Annotated in this window: 15 protein-coding genes; 7 read left to right on the top strand and 8 right to left on the bottom strand. The window is 70.7% G+C overall.

From position 1 onward, the window contains the following. Nucleotides 1-11: 11 nt before the first annotated feature. Entirely contained in the window at nucleotides 12-467 is a 456-nt protein-coding gene (locus ABFX50_RS28350) for a carboxymuconolactone decarboxylase family protein (RefSeq protein ID WP_346150406.1), read from the bottom strand. A 66-nt stretch (nucleotides 468-533) separates the two neighbouring features. On the opposite strand from ABFX50_RS28350, the gene ABFX50_RS28345 reads away from it, so the two are divergent. Beyond that, nucleotides 534-1,403 carry a sigma-70 family RNA polymerase sigma factor gene (locus tag ABFX50_RS28345; RefSeq protein ID WP_346150404.1) on the top strand — a complete coding sequence of 290 codons (870 nt, stop codon included), beginning with the start codon at nucleotides 534-536 and terminating at the stop codon, nucleotides 1,401-1,403. Here ABFX50_RS28345 and ABFX50_RS28340 read toward each other — a convergent pair. Beyond that, nucleotides 1,388-2,785 carry a DUF7059 domain-containing protein gene (locus ABFX50_RS28340; RefSeq protein WP_346150402.1) on the bottom strand — a complete coding sequence of 466 codons (1,398 nt, stop codon included), beginning with the start codon at nucleotides 2,783-2,785 and terminating at the stop codon, nucleotides 1,388-1,390. The two genes, ABFX50_RS28345 and ABFX50_RS28340, sit on opposite strands and share 16 nt — an antisense overlap. 93 nt (nucleotides 2,786-2,878) lie before the next feature. Between ABFX50_RS28340 and ABFX50_RS28335 the strand changes: the two genes are divergently transcribed. Continuing rightward, on the top strand, nucleotides 2,879-3,166 hold the full coding sequence (locus tag ABFX50_RS28335) for a hypothetical protein (RefSeq protein WP_183653396.1): 288 nt from the start codon (nucleotides 2,879-2,881) through the stop codon (nucleotides 3,164-3,166). On the opposite strand, the gene ABFX50_RS28330 is transcribed toward ABFX50_RS28335, so the two are convergent. The 3 genes from ABFX50_RS28330 to ABFX50_RS28320 are packed head-to-tail and all read right to left on the bottom strand — an operon-like array spanning nucleotide 3,156 to nucleotide 5,369. Beyond that, nucleotides 3,156-4,127, bottom strand: a complete 972-nt coding sequence (locus tag ABFX50_RS28330; protein WP_346150400.1) for an NAD(P)-dependent oxidoreductase — start codon at nucleotides 4,125-4,127, stop codon at nucleotides 3,156-3,158. The two genes, ABFX50_RS28335 and ABFX50_RS28330, sit on opposite strands and share 11 nt — an antisense overlap. A gap of 34 nt (nucleotides 4,128-4,161) precedes the next feature. After that, the gene (locus ABFX50_RS28325) at nucleotides 4,162-4,776 is read right to left on the bottom strand and encodes a TetR/AcrR family transcriptional regulator (protein ID WP_221241269.1); all 615 of its coding nucleotides are present in this window, start codon (nucleotides 4,774-4,776) and stop codon (nucleotides 4,162-4,164) included. Next, the gene (locus ABFX50_RS28320) at nucleotides 4,773-5,369 is read right to left on the bottom strand and encodes a GNAT family N-acetyltransferase (protein ID WP_346150397.1); all 597 of its coding nucleotides are present in this window, start codon (nucleotides 5,367-5,369) and stop codon (nucleotides 4,773-4,775) included. Before ABFX50_RS28320 ends, ABFX50_RS28325 begins: the two co-directional genes overlap by 4 nt. Here ABFX50_RS28320 and ABFX50_RS28315 point away from each other — a divergent pair. Beyond that, the gene (locus ABFX50_RS28315; protein ID WP_346150395.1) at nucleotides 5,356-5,823 is read left to right on the top strand and encodes a winged helix-turn-helix transcriptional regulator; all 468 of its coding nucleotides are present in this window, start codon (nucleotides 5,356-5,358) and stop codon (nucleotides 5,821-5,823) included. The genes ABFX50_RS28320 and ABFX50_RS28315 overlap by 14 nt on opposite strands. Here ABFX50_RS28315 and ABFX50_RS28310 read toward each other — a convergent pair. After that, nucleotides 5,797-6,435: a VC0807 family protein gene (locus ABFX50_RS28310; protein WP_183660318.1), complete on the bottom strand. Its 639-nt coding sequence runs from the start codon at nucleotides 6,433-6,435 to the stop codon at nucleotides 5,797-5,799. The genes ABFX50_RS28315 and ABFX50_RS28310 overlap by 27 nt on opposite strands. Before the next feature lie 115 nt (nucleotides 6,436-6,550). Between ABFX50_RS28310 and ABFX50_RS28305 the strand changes: the two genes are divergently transcribed. From ABFX50_RS28305 to ABFX50_RS28290, 4 genes are all read left to right on the top strand, one after another. Continuing rightward, nucleotides 6,551-7,387 (top strand): SURF1 family cytochrome oxidase biogenesis protein, encoded by an 837-nt coding sequence (locus ABFX50_RS28305; RefSeq protein WP_346150393.1) that lies wholly within the window; start codon nucleotides 6,551-6,553, stop codon nucleotides 7,385-7,387. A 42-nt stretch (nucleotides 7,388-7,429) separates the two neighbouring features. Further along, a complete protein-coding gene (locus ABFX50_RS28300; protein ID WP_346150391.1) occupies nucleotides 7,430-8,164 on the top strand; it encodes a tyrosine-protein phosphatase in 735 nt (244 codons plus the stop codon). 67 nt (nucleotides 8,165-8,231) lie between these two features. Continuing rightward, nucleotides 8,232-9,428, top strand: a complete 1,197-nt coding sequence (locus tag ABFX50_RS28295) for an amidohydrolase family protein (RefSeq protein ID WP_183653381.1) — start codon at nucleotides 8,232-8,234, stop codon at nucleotides 9,426-9,428. A gap of 76 nt (nucleotides 9,429-9,504) precedes the next feature. After that, nucleotides 9,505-10,146: a DsbA family oxidoreductase gene (locus tag ABFX50_RS28290; RefSeq protein ID WP_346150388.1), complete on the top strand. Its 642-nt coding sequence runs from the start codon at nucleotides 9,505-9,507 to the stop codon at nucleotides 10,144-10,146. On the opposite strand, the gene ABFX50_RS28285 is transcribed toward ABFX50_RS28290, so the two are convergent. Together ABFX50_RS28285 and ABFX50_RS28280 are read right to left on the bottom strand one after the other, a co-directional pair. After that, nucleotides 10,124-10,465 carry a YkvA family protein gene (locus ABFX50_RS28285; RefSeq protein ID WP_346150386.1) on the bottom strand — a complete coding sequence of 114 codons (342 nt, stop codon included), beginning with the start codon at nucleotides 10,463-10,465 and terminating at the stop codon, nucleotides 10,124-10,126. The two genes, ABFX50_RS28290 and ABFX50_RS28285, sit on opposite strands and share 23 nt — an antisense overlap. Before the next feature lie 51 nt (nucleotides 10,466-10,516). After that, nucleotides 10,517-11,932: an amidase gene (locus tag ABFX50_RS28280; RefSeq protein WP_346150384.1), complete on the bottom strand. Its 1,416-nt coding sequence runs from the start codon at nucleotides 11,930-11,932 to the stop codon at nucleotides 10,517-10,519. Nucleotides 11,933-12,063: the final 131 nt, after the last annotated feature.

The following is a 12,063-nucleotide window of genomic DNA, read 5'->3' as shown; positions in this document are numbered from 1 at the left end:
CTCTCGCTCCTCTAGGACCAGTCGCCTGCGACCTGCTTGGTGCTGGCGTTGAGCCGGTTCCACAGATTGACCGTGGAGATCGCCAGGACCAGCGCCCCGAGCGCCTGCTCGTCGTAGTGATCGGCCGCCGCGTCCCAGATCTCGTCCGAGACCGACTCGGGCCGGTCGGCCAGCCGGGTGACGGCCTCGGCCAGCGCCAGCGCGGCCCGCTCCTCGTCGGTGAAGTACGGCGTGTCCCGCCAGCCCGCCACCGACCAGAGCCGCTCGTCGCTCTCCCCCGCCTTCTTGAGGTCGCGGGCGTGCATGTCGACGCAGACGCCGCAGCCGTTGATCTGGCTCGCGCGCAGGTAGACGAGATGGAGCGTGATCTCTGGCACACCGCACTTCTTCACGACCTTGCCGAGCTTCAGCAGGGTCTGCATCGCGTCGGGGACGACGACAGCGGGGTTGCCCATTCGTGCTTTCATGAGTGCTTCCTCCAGTGTTCTTGGCCTGTCACCTCCATGACGACCCGCGACGAGAGAATGTGACCGATGGACGCGAACAATGAGCTGGCCCTGCGATTCGAGGAGCACCGCACCCATCTGAAGGCGGTCGCCTACCGGATGCTCGGCTCGTTGAGCGAGGCGGACGACGCCGTCCAGGAGGGCTGGCTGCGGCTGAGCCGTACCGACACCAATGACGTGGAGAATCTGGGCGGGTGGCTGACCACGGTGGTCGGACGGGTGTGCCTGGACATGCTGCGCTCACGCGAGCGGCGCGAGGAGCCCGTGGGCGAGCGGCTGCCCGATCCGATCGTGGCCGGCGATCAGCCGGGGGATCCCGAACGTGAGGCGATGCTGGCCGACTCGGTCGGTCTGGCGATGCTCGTGGTGCTCGACACGCTCGCACCCGCCGAGCGGCTCGCCTTCGTGCTGCACGACATGTTCGCGGTGCCGTTCGAGGAGATCGCGCCGATCGTCGAACGCGCCCCCTCCGCCACCAGGCAGCTGGCCAGCAGGGCGCGCCGCAGGGTGCAGGGGGTGGCCCCGGTGCCCGACAGCGACCTCTCCCGTCAGCGCAAGGTGGTCGACGCCTTCCTGGCGGCCGCCCGCGGCGGCGACTTCCAGGCGCTCGTCGCGGTGCTCGACCCGAGCGTCGTGCAGCGCGCGGCCGCTCTCGGTCATCTGACGGTCCTGCGCGGCGCCGCGGCCGTGGCCGAGCAGGCGATGACCTTCGCGCGCGTGGCCTCCGGCGCGCACCCCGTGCTGATCAACGGCGCCGCGGGCGTGGTGGCGGCGACGCCGGACGGCAGGCCGTTCTCCCTGCTGGCCTTCACGATCGTGGACGACAGGATCGTCGAGATGTACGCCTTCGTAGGGCCGGAGCTCGTGGAGGAGTTCGCCGGTCAGAGCTGGAAGTAGCCCTCGGCGATCAACGGGCGGAGGGCGTCGGCGCGCAGGTGCTCGCCGTCGTCCACCAGCTCGGCGATCACGTTGAGCAGCGGGCCGAGAGCCAGCTCGCCGTCGCAGACCCCGGCAAGCGCCGCCTCCACCGTGCCGACGTCGGTGCTGCGGAGCAGGCCGCGGGTCTGGCGCAGCACGATGCGTGAGGGGTCCTCGGCTCCAGGCGCGCCGATGCGCTCGTCGAGCAGGCCCTCGGCGACGCGCAGCCTGGCCGTCTCGAGGTCGCGGGTGCGGTGGGCGGCGGCGATCGAGTCGAGCACGTCGTCCACGTAGCCGCCGACGGGCAGCGCGACCTGGTGGGTCAGGCGCTCGACGCGGACCACCGGGTCGAGCGTGCCCGAGTTGCGCAGCGTGATCCAGCCGAAGCCGATGCCCTCCACCCTGTTCGCCTCGAACCAGGACAGCCACTCGTCGTAGCGGGCGGCGTAGGCGGGGGTGCCCTGCTCGGCCGCGTCGCGCAGCCACAGCTCGACGTACTCGGCGGGGTCCTGCACGTCGCGCTCGACCACCCAGCCGTCGCAGCCCGTCTCCCCCACCCAGCCGCCCACCCTGTCGCGCCAGTCCTCGCCCTCGACGTGCAGCCAGTTGGCCAGGAACTGGGCGTGGCCGTGGGGGTTGAGGTAGGTGGGCGCCTGCCGTACGAGGTCGCGGCAGAAGGCGTCGCCCTCGGCGCCGGTCTCGCGGTAGGTCAGGTGGCCCCCCGGGGAGATCACGAAGGGCGGGTTGGAGACGACGAGGTCGAACAGCTCGCCCTCGACGGGCTCGAACAGCGAGCCGACGCGGGCGTCCACGTCCGTGACGCCGGACAGCCGCCAGCTCAGGCGGGCCAGCTCCACCGCTCGCGGGTTCAGGTCGGTGGCGACGATCCTGTCGGCCCGCTCGGCCAGGTGCAGCACCTGCACGCCGCAGCCGGTGCCGAGGTCGAGCGCGCGCTCGACCGGCCTGCGGGAGACGAGCTGGGCGAGGTTGGCCGAGGCGCCGCCCGCGCCGACGACGTGGTCGGAGCGCAGCGCGGGGTCGCCGGGCCTGACCTTCCTGTCGGAGACGACGAAGGAGTGCTCCTCCCACGGCTGCAGGTGCACCGTGGAACGCACCTCGTCGCCGTCGAACTCGACCAGGCCCGACTCCATCACCTCGAACGGCAGGCCGGTCGCGCTGACGGGCACGCCGAGCCACCACAGGCGGATCAACGTGTCGAGCGGATCGCCGCTCCTGGTCGCCCTGAGCGCCGGGACCAGCTCCTCCCTGGCCAACGCCGAGGCCGCCATGTCGCCGAGCCGTTCACGAACGCCGTCGATCGTGTAGCCGGTCTTCAGGAGATGGTCGCGCAGTCGTTCCACCCGCTCATCCTAGATCCGAGACTGAGGGTAATCGCACCGTTACGTCTGTCATACTCCTTGTGCACCACAACCGCGCCGGAGGAAACGGAACCGATGCTGCTTCCCTGCCTCGCCTGCGAGACCAGGTTCAGGCCCGAGGAGTACTTCAGCGCCTGCTCCGACTACGACCGCGGACTCGACAGGGTCGCGTGGACGTGTCCGAGCTGCGGCAACCGCGACGACCTGCGGGTCTTCACCGGTGAGCTCGGCTTCGGCACCGCCGGGCACGGCCGCTTCGACGTCCACGACAGGGTGCGGGTTCCCGGTCTGCGGCGGCACCGGCACGAGATCGCCCTCGACATCACCCTCGACCGCCGCCACTGGCACGTTCCTAGGCGGTGACGCGCGCGCCCACGGGCGTGCAGGCGTGCCTGGGCGCCTCGCCGCGCAGGAGCCTGGCGATGTCCTCCACGATCGACTCGGCCCTGTCCTCGGCCGTCTCGCCCGTGGCCTGGCCCAGGTGCGGGGTCAGCACGACGTTGGGCAACCTGGCCAGCGGGTGCGCGGGGTCCAGCCACTCGCCTTCGAAGTGGTCGAGCCCCGCCCCGCCGAGATGGCCCCATCGCAACGCGTCCACGAGGGCGGACATGTCGTGCAGCGCGCCGCGAGAGGTGTTCAGGTAGATCGCTCCAGGCCGCATCGACGCCAGCTCGGTGTCGCCGATGAACCCTCTGGTCTCGGCGGTGACCGGCACGTGCAGCGACACGACGTCGGCCTCCGACAGCAGCTGGGGCAGGGTGTGGGTGGCCTCGGGCACGTGAGGGTCGCAGGCGATCACCCGCATCCCGAGCCCCTGGGCGCGCCACTGCACGGCCCTGCCCACCCTGCCGAGCCCGACCACCCCGAACGTACGGCCCGACAGCCGCGAACCCCGGTAGCGCTCGGCGGCCGGCACCCGCTTGCGGCCTGCCGTGCCCCGCCGTACCTCTCTGTCGGCGGCGACGATGTTCCTGCTGACCGCGAACAGCAGCGCGAGCGTGAGCTCGGCGACGGCGTCGGCGTCCTGGTCGGTGTCGTGGAGCACGGTCACGCCGCGCTCGGCCGCCAGCGCCAGGTCGATGGTGGTGAGGGCGCCCATGCAGGCCACGATGTCGAGGGGAAGGTCGAGAACGCATCGGCGGACCTCGTCGTGGTCGACGATCAGAACGCTGGCGCCCGTCTCGATCACCAGGTCGGCCAGCTGCTCGTCGGAGAAGCCGAGGCGAGGTTTTTCGGCGACCTCGGCCACGTCGGCCACCTCGCGCAACCGCGCGAGGGCGCGCTCCGGCAAGCCGGTCAGGAGAAGCGCACGCGGTCGTCTCACAATCGCGACAATAACACCACAGAGGGTGCCTGGATCATTGCTCCCTGTCGCTCTGGCGCAGGCTCTGCCATGCCGCCTGACCCAGGCCCTTGATCTCCTCCTCGCTCGGGGCGTGCGCGCCCGCGAACCACAGGCGGCACATCTCCTGGGCGGGACCGAGCCAGAGCACGTAGCACATCGTCGGCGCGACCGGCTGGAGCAGGCCGTTCTTCATGTGCGGGCGCCACCAGTCGGCGACCTGGCGGAAGAAGGCGCGGCGGGCCTCGGCGACCTCGGGGCCGCCCGGCTCGTTCTTGCGCGGCGGGCGCTCGCTGATCAGGATCCTGGCCCGCTCGGGGTGCTCGCCCGCCCAGCGCATGTGGAAGGCCACGACCGCCTCGATGCCGGCGCGGGCGTCCTGGTGTCCGACCAGCTCGGCGACGAACGCCTGCTGGTAGGCGTTGAGGATCTCCGAGTAGAGCACGCCGAAGACGTGCTCCTTGCTGGCGAAGTGGTGGTAGAAGCTGCCGACGCTGACGCCGCTCTCTTCGCGGAGGCTGGCCAGCGTGGTGGCGGAGACCCCGTCCTGGCTGAAACGCCTGAGGGCGCCCTCGATGATGCGGGTGCGCCCGTCGCGTCCGTTCTTGGCACCACTCACGTGCGTCTTCATGAGGTCAATGGTGGTCCAACAGAACGTTGTTCCGCAAATGTCACGGCCGGTTGGATCATAGCGGTCACTTCGACGGCCCCGGAAGAGACTGTCATCTTCGCGTCGGGCCACATCCGCCTGATGAGCTTGAGCACCTTTCTGTTCTCGCCGAGGACGTCCATGCCGACTGTCGTCGCGCCGGCGCCGGCGGCCCTGCCGAGGAGCGTGGCGATCAGCTTGCGACCGAGGCCGCGACCCTGCCACTCGTCGGTGACCACGATCGCGATCTCCACGTCCGCGAGACCGCCCCTGTAGCTCATCGCGTGGCCGATGATCTCGCCGTCCCGCTCGGCGACGATCGCGTCGCGCTGGCCGTCCACCGCCAGCAGCGCGCGCACCAGGGCGTCCTTGGGCGACGGAATCCCGGTGAAGAACCTCAGGGTCTGGGTGTGGAGCGACAAACCCACCAGGAAGCGCCTGATCCGCGCCTCGTCGTACGGCCCGGCAGGACGGATCTGAGTTCCAATCACAGACTCAGCATTCCGCCGCACGCTGAGTCTGTCAATTGGACTCAGCGTTCGCGCGAAGTACTCTTCACCTATGAGCGTGCGCATCCGGGTGGACAACTGCTCGATCGAGCGGACCCTGGACATCGTCGGGGAGAAGTGGACCTTCCTGGTGCTCCGCGAGGCGTTCAGCGGCATACGGCGCTTCGCCGACATGCAGGCCGTCACGGGCGCCCCGCGCCAGGTGCTGAGCGCGCGGCTGAACCGCCTGGTGGACGAGGGGCTCCTGCGCAAGGTGCCCTACCGCGACCCTGGGCAGCGCCAGCGTGACGAGTACCGCCTCACGCAGAAGGGCCGCGACCTCTATCCGATCCTGGTCGCGCTGATGCACTGGGGCGACAAGTACGTGGCCGACGACGACGGGCCGCCCATGCTGCTCACGCACCGCGACTGCGGCGCCGCACTCGAGCAGCACTTCAGGTGCGCCGACGGGCACGAGGTGGAGGGCCCGCGCGAGGTGACGGCGCTGCCGGGCTCAGGGGCGAAGCTGAAGAGCGCCTAGGGTCCTGCGGAAGTCGAGCACCGACCCGAGGGCCACGCCGCCCAGGAGCAGGGCCACGCCGGCCGTGCGGACGACCAGGAAGACGCCCATGGCCTCGTGGAACAGCATCCACAGGGTGAAGGTGCCGTTGAGCAGCTGCGCGCCTCCCCACAGGAGCGACTGGCGGGCGAAGAAGCGGCGCATCAGCGGATGCCGCTGGACCTCGTCGGGCATGGGCACCAGGTCGGCCGCCACCCGTTGGAGCATCGGCCTGCGCGCCCTCGTCGTGCACAGGAAGGTGGCGCTGGCGCAGAAGATGCCCAGTGTGGGGATGAGGAAGAACCACTTCGGGTCGTGGAAGACCACCGCGAGCACCAGCCGTACGGTGACCATCAGGGCGGCCAGGAGCACCGAGCCCGGCACGTCGGAGCGCTTCACCAGCCGCCAGCCCGCGCCGCCGTAGACCCACAGGACCATCGCCGCGATGCCGCCGGGGATGCCGGCCACGATCAGCCCCAGATAGAACGAGGCGACCGGCATGATCATGCTTTCGAGGACCCTGGGCGCGGCATGCCGGAGGATCGCCGACATGCGCGGCATGACGACCGCGTGAGGCGCGGTGAGCACGGCCATGAAGAGGTGCAGCTCCTGAGGGGATGGGGAGACAAATCCCGACCGTAGACGATGACCGCGCTCTCTGTCCCGGGTTCGGTGCGGGACCGGTGTGGAGAGTGCCTACCCTGAAGACGTGTACCGGTTCCTGCTCACGCCCAGGTGGCTGGCGCTCCACGTCGTGGTGCTGCTGGTCATCCCCGCCTTCGTCTTTCTGGGCCAATGGCAGTTCGGGCGCTACGAGGAACGCTCGGCCAACAGCGACGTCGTCACGAGGAACCTCGAGGCCGAGCCCGTTCCCCTCACCGAGCTCGTCGCTCCCGGCGGGGCGGTCGACAACGGCAACCGCTACAGAACTGTCACCGTCCAGGGCACCTACGACCCCGCCCACGCGCTGCTGGTCCGCAGGCGCACGCAGAACAGCCAGCTCGGCTTCTACGTGCTGACCCCTCTGGTGACGGGCCAGGGCCAGGCGGTGCTCGTGAACAGAGGCTGGGTCAAGGCGGGCGCGACGGCCGACGCCCTGCCCGAGGTGCCCGCCGCTCCTTCGGGGCAGGTGACCGTCACAGGACGGCTGCGGCCGAGCGAGACCGAGGCCTCCTCGGGCATCAGGGATCGCGGCGGGCTGCCCCCTGGCCAGGTCCTGCTGATCAACGCCGAGGCCATCGGCAAGGGCCTGCCGTACGAGCTGGTGGGCGGGTACGTCTCGCTGACCGAGCAGCGGCCCGCGATCTCGCCTGCGCCCGAGCCCGTGCCCCCGCCCGACGTGGGCGCCGGCGGCGGCCTCAACTTCGCCTACGGCATCCAGTGGTGGCTGTTCATCGGGGTGGCCGTCGGCGGGTGGCTGCTGATGATCAGGCGCGAGGTGCAGGACAGGTCAGCCGAACAGGCCGGAGAGCCCGGCGATACCCAGCCCGACGACGAAGGCGAGCAGGATCGCCACAAGACAGCCGCTCCCTCCGTCGAGGCGTGAGCGGGCGGGCGGTATCCATGCTCCCAAAGTAGGGTATTTCCCGTGACGCGCCATCTCGAATTCCTGCGGCTCCACAACTTCCGCGATATCGGCGGGTATGTCACCCGCGACGGACGGACCGTGCAGTGGCGGAGGTTCTACCGCGCCGACTCCCTCGGCTGGCTGTCGGGCGACGACCTCGACAGGTTCCTGGCCCTCGGGATCCGCACGGTGCTCGACCTGCGCCACCCCTTCGAGATCGAGCGCACGGGCCGCGTCCCCGACACCGACGGCCTGACCTACCACAACCTCCCCGTGGAGGTCCGCAGGTGGAACGTCGAGACCTACGACCCCGAGCTGGGCGTCGGCAGGTTCCTGGCCGACCGGTACCTGGAGGTCACAGAGGACGGCGCCGACCGGCTCGGCTTCGCCGTCCGGACCATCGCCGACGAGGCCGGCGCGCCCGTCGTCGTCCACTGCGCGGCGGGCAAGGACCGCACCGGCGTCCTCACGGCGCTGGTGCTGTCGCTGGTCGGCGTCGCCGAGGACGACATCGTCGCCGACTACGCTCTCACCGGCCTGGCCACCGAGCGCTTCATCGCCGACTGGAAGGCCAGACACCCCGAGGCCACGCTGTGGCCGGGGTTCGGCATGGCGCCGGCCGAGGCGATGCGCCACTTCCTCACCGACCTGGCCGCGCGGCACGGCTCCGTCGAGCGCTACTGCGCCGACGTGCTCGATGTCGACCAGGCGACGATCGGGCGGCTGCGGGCCGTACTCCTGGATGATCCCCGGTGAGCGCCCGATACCAACAGGTGACCAGTCGGCTTGTTCGACGTGATGCGCACGTCGTACCGTTGCCTGCGTGACTACGCCGCTCCTTCCCGACCCCGAGCCGAGGCGGCGCGACTATGTGATCATCTCTGCCGATGATCACCTGATCGAGCCTCCAGACCTTTTCGAGGACCGAGTGGCGGCGAAACACGCCGACGCGGCCCCCAAGGTGGTCGAGACCGAGGCTGGTCACCAGGTCTGGCGGTACGGCGGAGCCACCTACCCCTGCGCGGGGCTCGACGTCGGCGCAGGGCTGCCACGCGAGCAGTGGACCCTCGACCCCGTCAGGTTCGAGGACATGCGCCCTGGCTGCTACGACATCGAGGCCCGCATCGAGGACATGGACCTCGCCGGCATCTGGGCGGCGCTCTGCTTCCCCGGCATGCTCGCCGGCCAGTCGGGCATGCCGTTCGCCAGGACCCGCGACCAGGAGCTCGGCCTCGCGCTGACCAAGGCCTGGAACGACTGGCACATCGACGTGTGGGCCGGCACCTATCCCGAGCGCATCATCGGCCTGCAGCTGCCCTGGCTGCCCGACCCCGAGGTCGCCGCCAAGGAGATCCGCGCCAACGCCGCGCGCGGCTTCAAGGCCGTCGTCTTCCCCGAGTTCCCCACCAGGCTGCGGCTGCCGTCGATCCACACGCAGCACTGGGACCCGTTCTTCGCCGCCTGCGAGGAGACGGGCACCGTCGTCTGCCTCCACACCGGCGCCTCGTCGTGGTCGCCGGTCCCCTCCCCCGACACGCCCATCGAGGCCATCACCACGCTCATGCCGGCGAGCGCGATGTTCGCCTGTGCCGACTGGCTCTGGTCGGGGGTGCCGCTGCGCTTCCCCAACCTGCGCATCCTCGTCGTCGAGGGCGCCGTGGGCTGGCTGCCCATGCTGGCCGAGCGGGCCGACTACGCCCTCGACCACCCCGTGGGCACCGAGGCGCTGTGGGAGGGCGGCCTGAAGCCCAGCGAGGTCCTGCGCCGCAACTTCTTCTTCGGCACCCTCGACGACCACGCGCTCTCGGGCGTACGGCTGGCCGTCGGCCTCGACCACGTCCTGCTGGAGAGCGGATATCCGCACTCCGACTCGACCTGGCCCGACACGCAGCAGGCGGTGGCCCGCAACCTGGGCACCCTTCCGCCCGCCGACATCGCCAGAGTCGCCTACGGCAACGCCGCCCGCCTGTTCGGCCACCCGCTTCCCTCACGCGCCTGGCTGCGGATGGAGCAGCTCTGAGCACGGCTTGATCTCAAGCGTGGTTGAGGTCGCAGAATGCGGATCGTCTGATCCGTTTTCCAGCAGAGGAACCCCCATGCAGGTGGAGATCTACGTCGATGTCCTGTGCCCCTGGTGCTACATCGGCAAGCGGCGCGTCGCCGCTGCGTTGAGCCAGGTCGACGGGCGTGACCAGGTGCAGATCATCTGGCGGAGCCTCGAGCTCGCCCCCGAGTCAGGACGCGAACCGGGACAGAGCGCCGCCGAGGCGATGAGGGAGTGGTGGGGCGACCAGGCCGAGGCCAGGGTCGCTCACATCCAGGCGCTGGGAGCGGCCGAGGGCCTGGAGCTCAACCTGCATCTGGCCCGGCCGGTGAACACCTTCGACGCCCACAGGCTGTGCCATCTGGCCGCCGATCGCGGGCTGGCCGACGAGGTGATGGAGCGGCTGCTGCGCGGTTACCACACCGAGGGGCTCGACGTGGCCGACCCCGTGGTGCTGGAGCGCCTGGCCGTCGAGGCCGGGCTGGAGGCGGACGAGGTGCGCGCCCTGCTGGCCGGCGACGCCTACGCCGAGCGGGTCAGGGCCGACGAGCGGCGCGCGGCCGAGCTCGGCGTCGCAGGGGTCCCCTCCATGGTGATCGACGGCGGGGCCCCCGTGTCGGCAGTCCAGCCTCCTGCCGCGCTGCGGCTGTTGCTGGAGAACGCGGCTCAGGTCAGCGCTGGACCTGTCCCATGATGCGCTTGCGCTCCCACTCGACGTATCGGCCGCTCTCGCCGAGCATCGAGGCCGCCAGCCACAGGAACACACCGAAGTCGTCCGCGACACCGATGAGCACCAGGAACTCGGGGACCAGGTCGACCGGCGAGACGATGTAGGCCACGCCGAGCGCCATCATGGCCAGCTTGCTCTTGCCCATGCCCTGGTAGTCGCCCCGCATCACGCCGCCGATCAGGCGGGGGATCGCCCTGATCCTGGTCAGGATGCCTGGCGAGCCCGGCGTGCTGACCTCTCTGTACGTCTTCCAGACCGCAGCGGCCCTGGATGCCTTCACCATCGCGAGTACCTCCTCTTCGCGATATAACGCATTACCCGTGAGGGAGGTTCCCTAACGCATGGCGGCGTGATCGAAGGGCCGGGCGTGCTCGATCTGGGCGGCCAGCCGTACGAGCAGATCCTCCCTGCCGGCCGCGGCGATCAGCTGCACGCCGACGGGGAGCCCTGCGGGGGTCCTGTGCAGCGGCAGGGAGATCGCGGGCTGACCCGTGGCGTTGAACGGGGAGGTGAACGCGACGGCGGGCCCCGTACGGCCGAACGCGGTGCTCAGGTCGTCGGGCGGCAGCCAGCCCAGAGGGAAGGGCTGGATGCCCAGCGTGGGGGCGAGCAGCACGTCGTGGTCGGCCCACCAGGCGGCCATCCTGCGGCGGAAGCCGTCGATCCACTGCAGCGCGAGGATGTGGTCGACAGCGCTGCGGTCGCGCCCCGCCCTGGCCATCGCCTGGTTGCGCGGCTCGAGCTCGGCAAGGTCGACGGGCTTGCCGCGCCACCTGCCGATGTTCTCCACCTCGGCGGCCACGTTGGTGGCGACGATCGCGCCGAAGTGCAGGGCGAAGTCAGGTTCGGCCAGAGCCTCTGGCCGGCTCGGCGTGACCTCGTGGCCCAGCTCTTCGAGCAGCGTGGCCGCCGCCGTGACGGCGTCCGCCAGCACGGGGTCACCGGGGACGTCCTCGCGCGGGTGCTCGGCGACGAACCCGATCCTCAGCCGTCCTGGATCGGCGCCCACCTCCGCCCCGAGCGGGCCCGGCAGTCCGGGCGCGTCGTACGGGTCGCCGTGCACGTAGCCCGTGAACAGGTCGAGCACCGCGGCGGTGTCCCTGACCGTACGGCTGAGCAGGCCGAGCGTGGACATCCCGCTCCAGGCCTCCCCCGACGCGGGGCCGTAGCTGGAGCGGCCCCTGGTCGGCTTCAGCCCCACGAGCCCGCACATGCCGGCGGGGATCCTGATCGAGCCGCCTCCGTCGCTGGCCGTCGCCACCGCGACCATGCCCGCCGCGACCGCCGCCGCCGACCCTCCGCTGGAGCCGCCCGGCGAATAGGCGAGATCGTAGGGATTGCGGGTCGGCCCGTAGGCCACGGGCTCGGTCGTGATCGTGGTGCCGAACTCGGGGGTGTTCGTCCTGCCCAGGATGACGAATCCGGCTTCACGCAGGCTGGTCACCGCGTGCGCGTCCTCGCCGACCTCCACGCCGTCGAACGTCCTCGACCCCGCTCTGTACGGCTCGCCCGCCTGACCCCAGCCGAGGTCCTTCACCAGGATCGGCACCCCCCTGAACGGCGCCCCCTCGGGGAGACCGTCCAGCTCGGCGAGCGCCCGCTCGAACCTCGGATGGACGACGGCGTTGATCTCGGCGTCATGAGCTTCGATCTTCGCGATGGCCGCTTCGACCAGCTCTCGCGGGCTGATCAGCCCCTCGCGTACGGCCTGCGCCTGCCCGACCGCGTCCAGCCTCAGAACCTCGTCCACGCCGTCTCCCTTTTCAGGTGATCTCCCTCCACACTCCCTCGGGATCGCCCGCGTGAGAACCCCGATCGGGGCCGTGTGAGCAAGCCCACGTGCGGGGCCCGCCTCGCGACCGGCGACCCTGCCCGGCCGCG

Origin of the sequence: Nonomuraea recticatena (assembly GCF_039533245.1) — a bacterium.
Lineage (GTDB): Bacteria > Actinomycetota > Actinomycetes > Streptosporangiales > Streptosporangiaceae > Nonomuraea > Nonomuraea roseola.
This window is presented reverse-complemented; position numbering and strand designations above follow the sequence as displayed.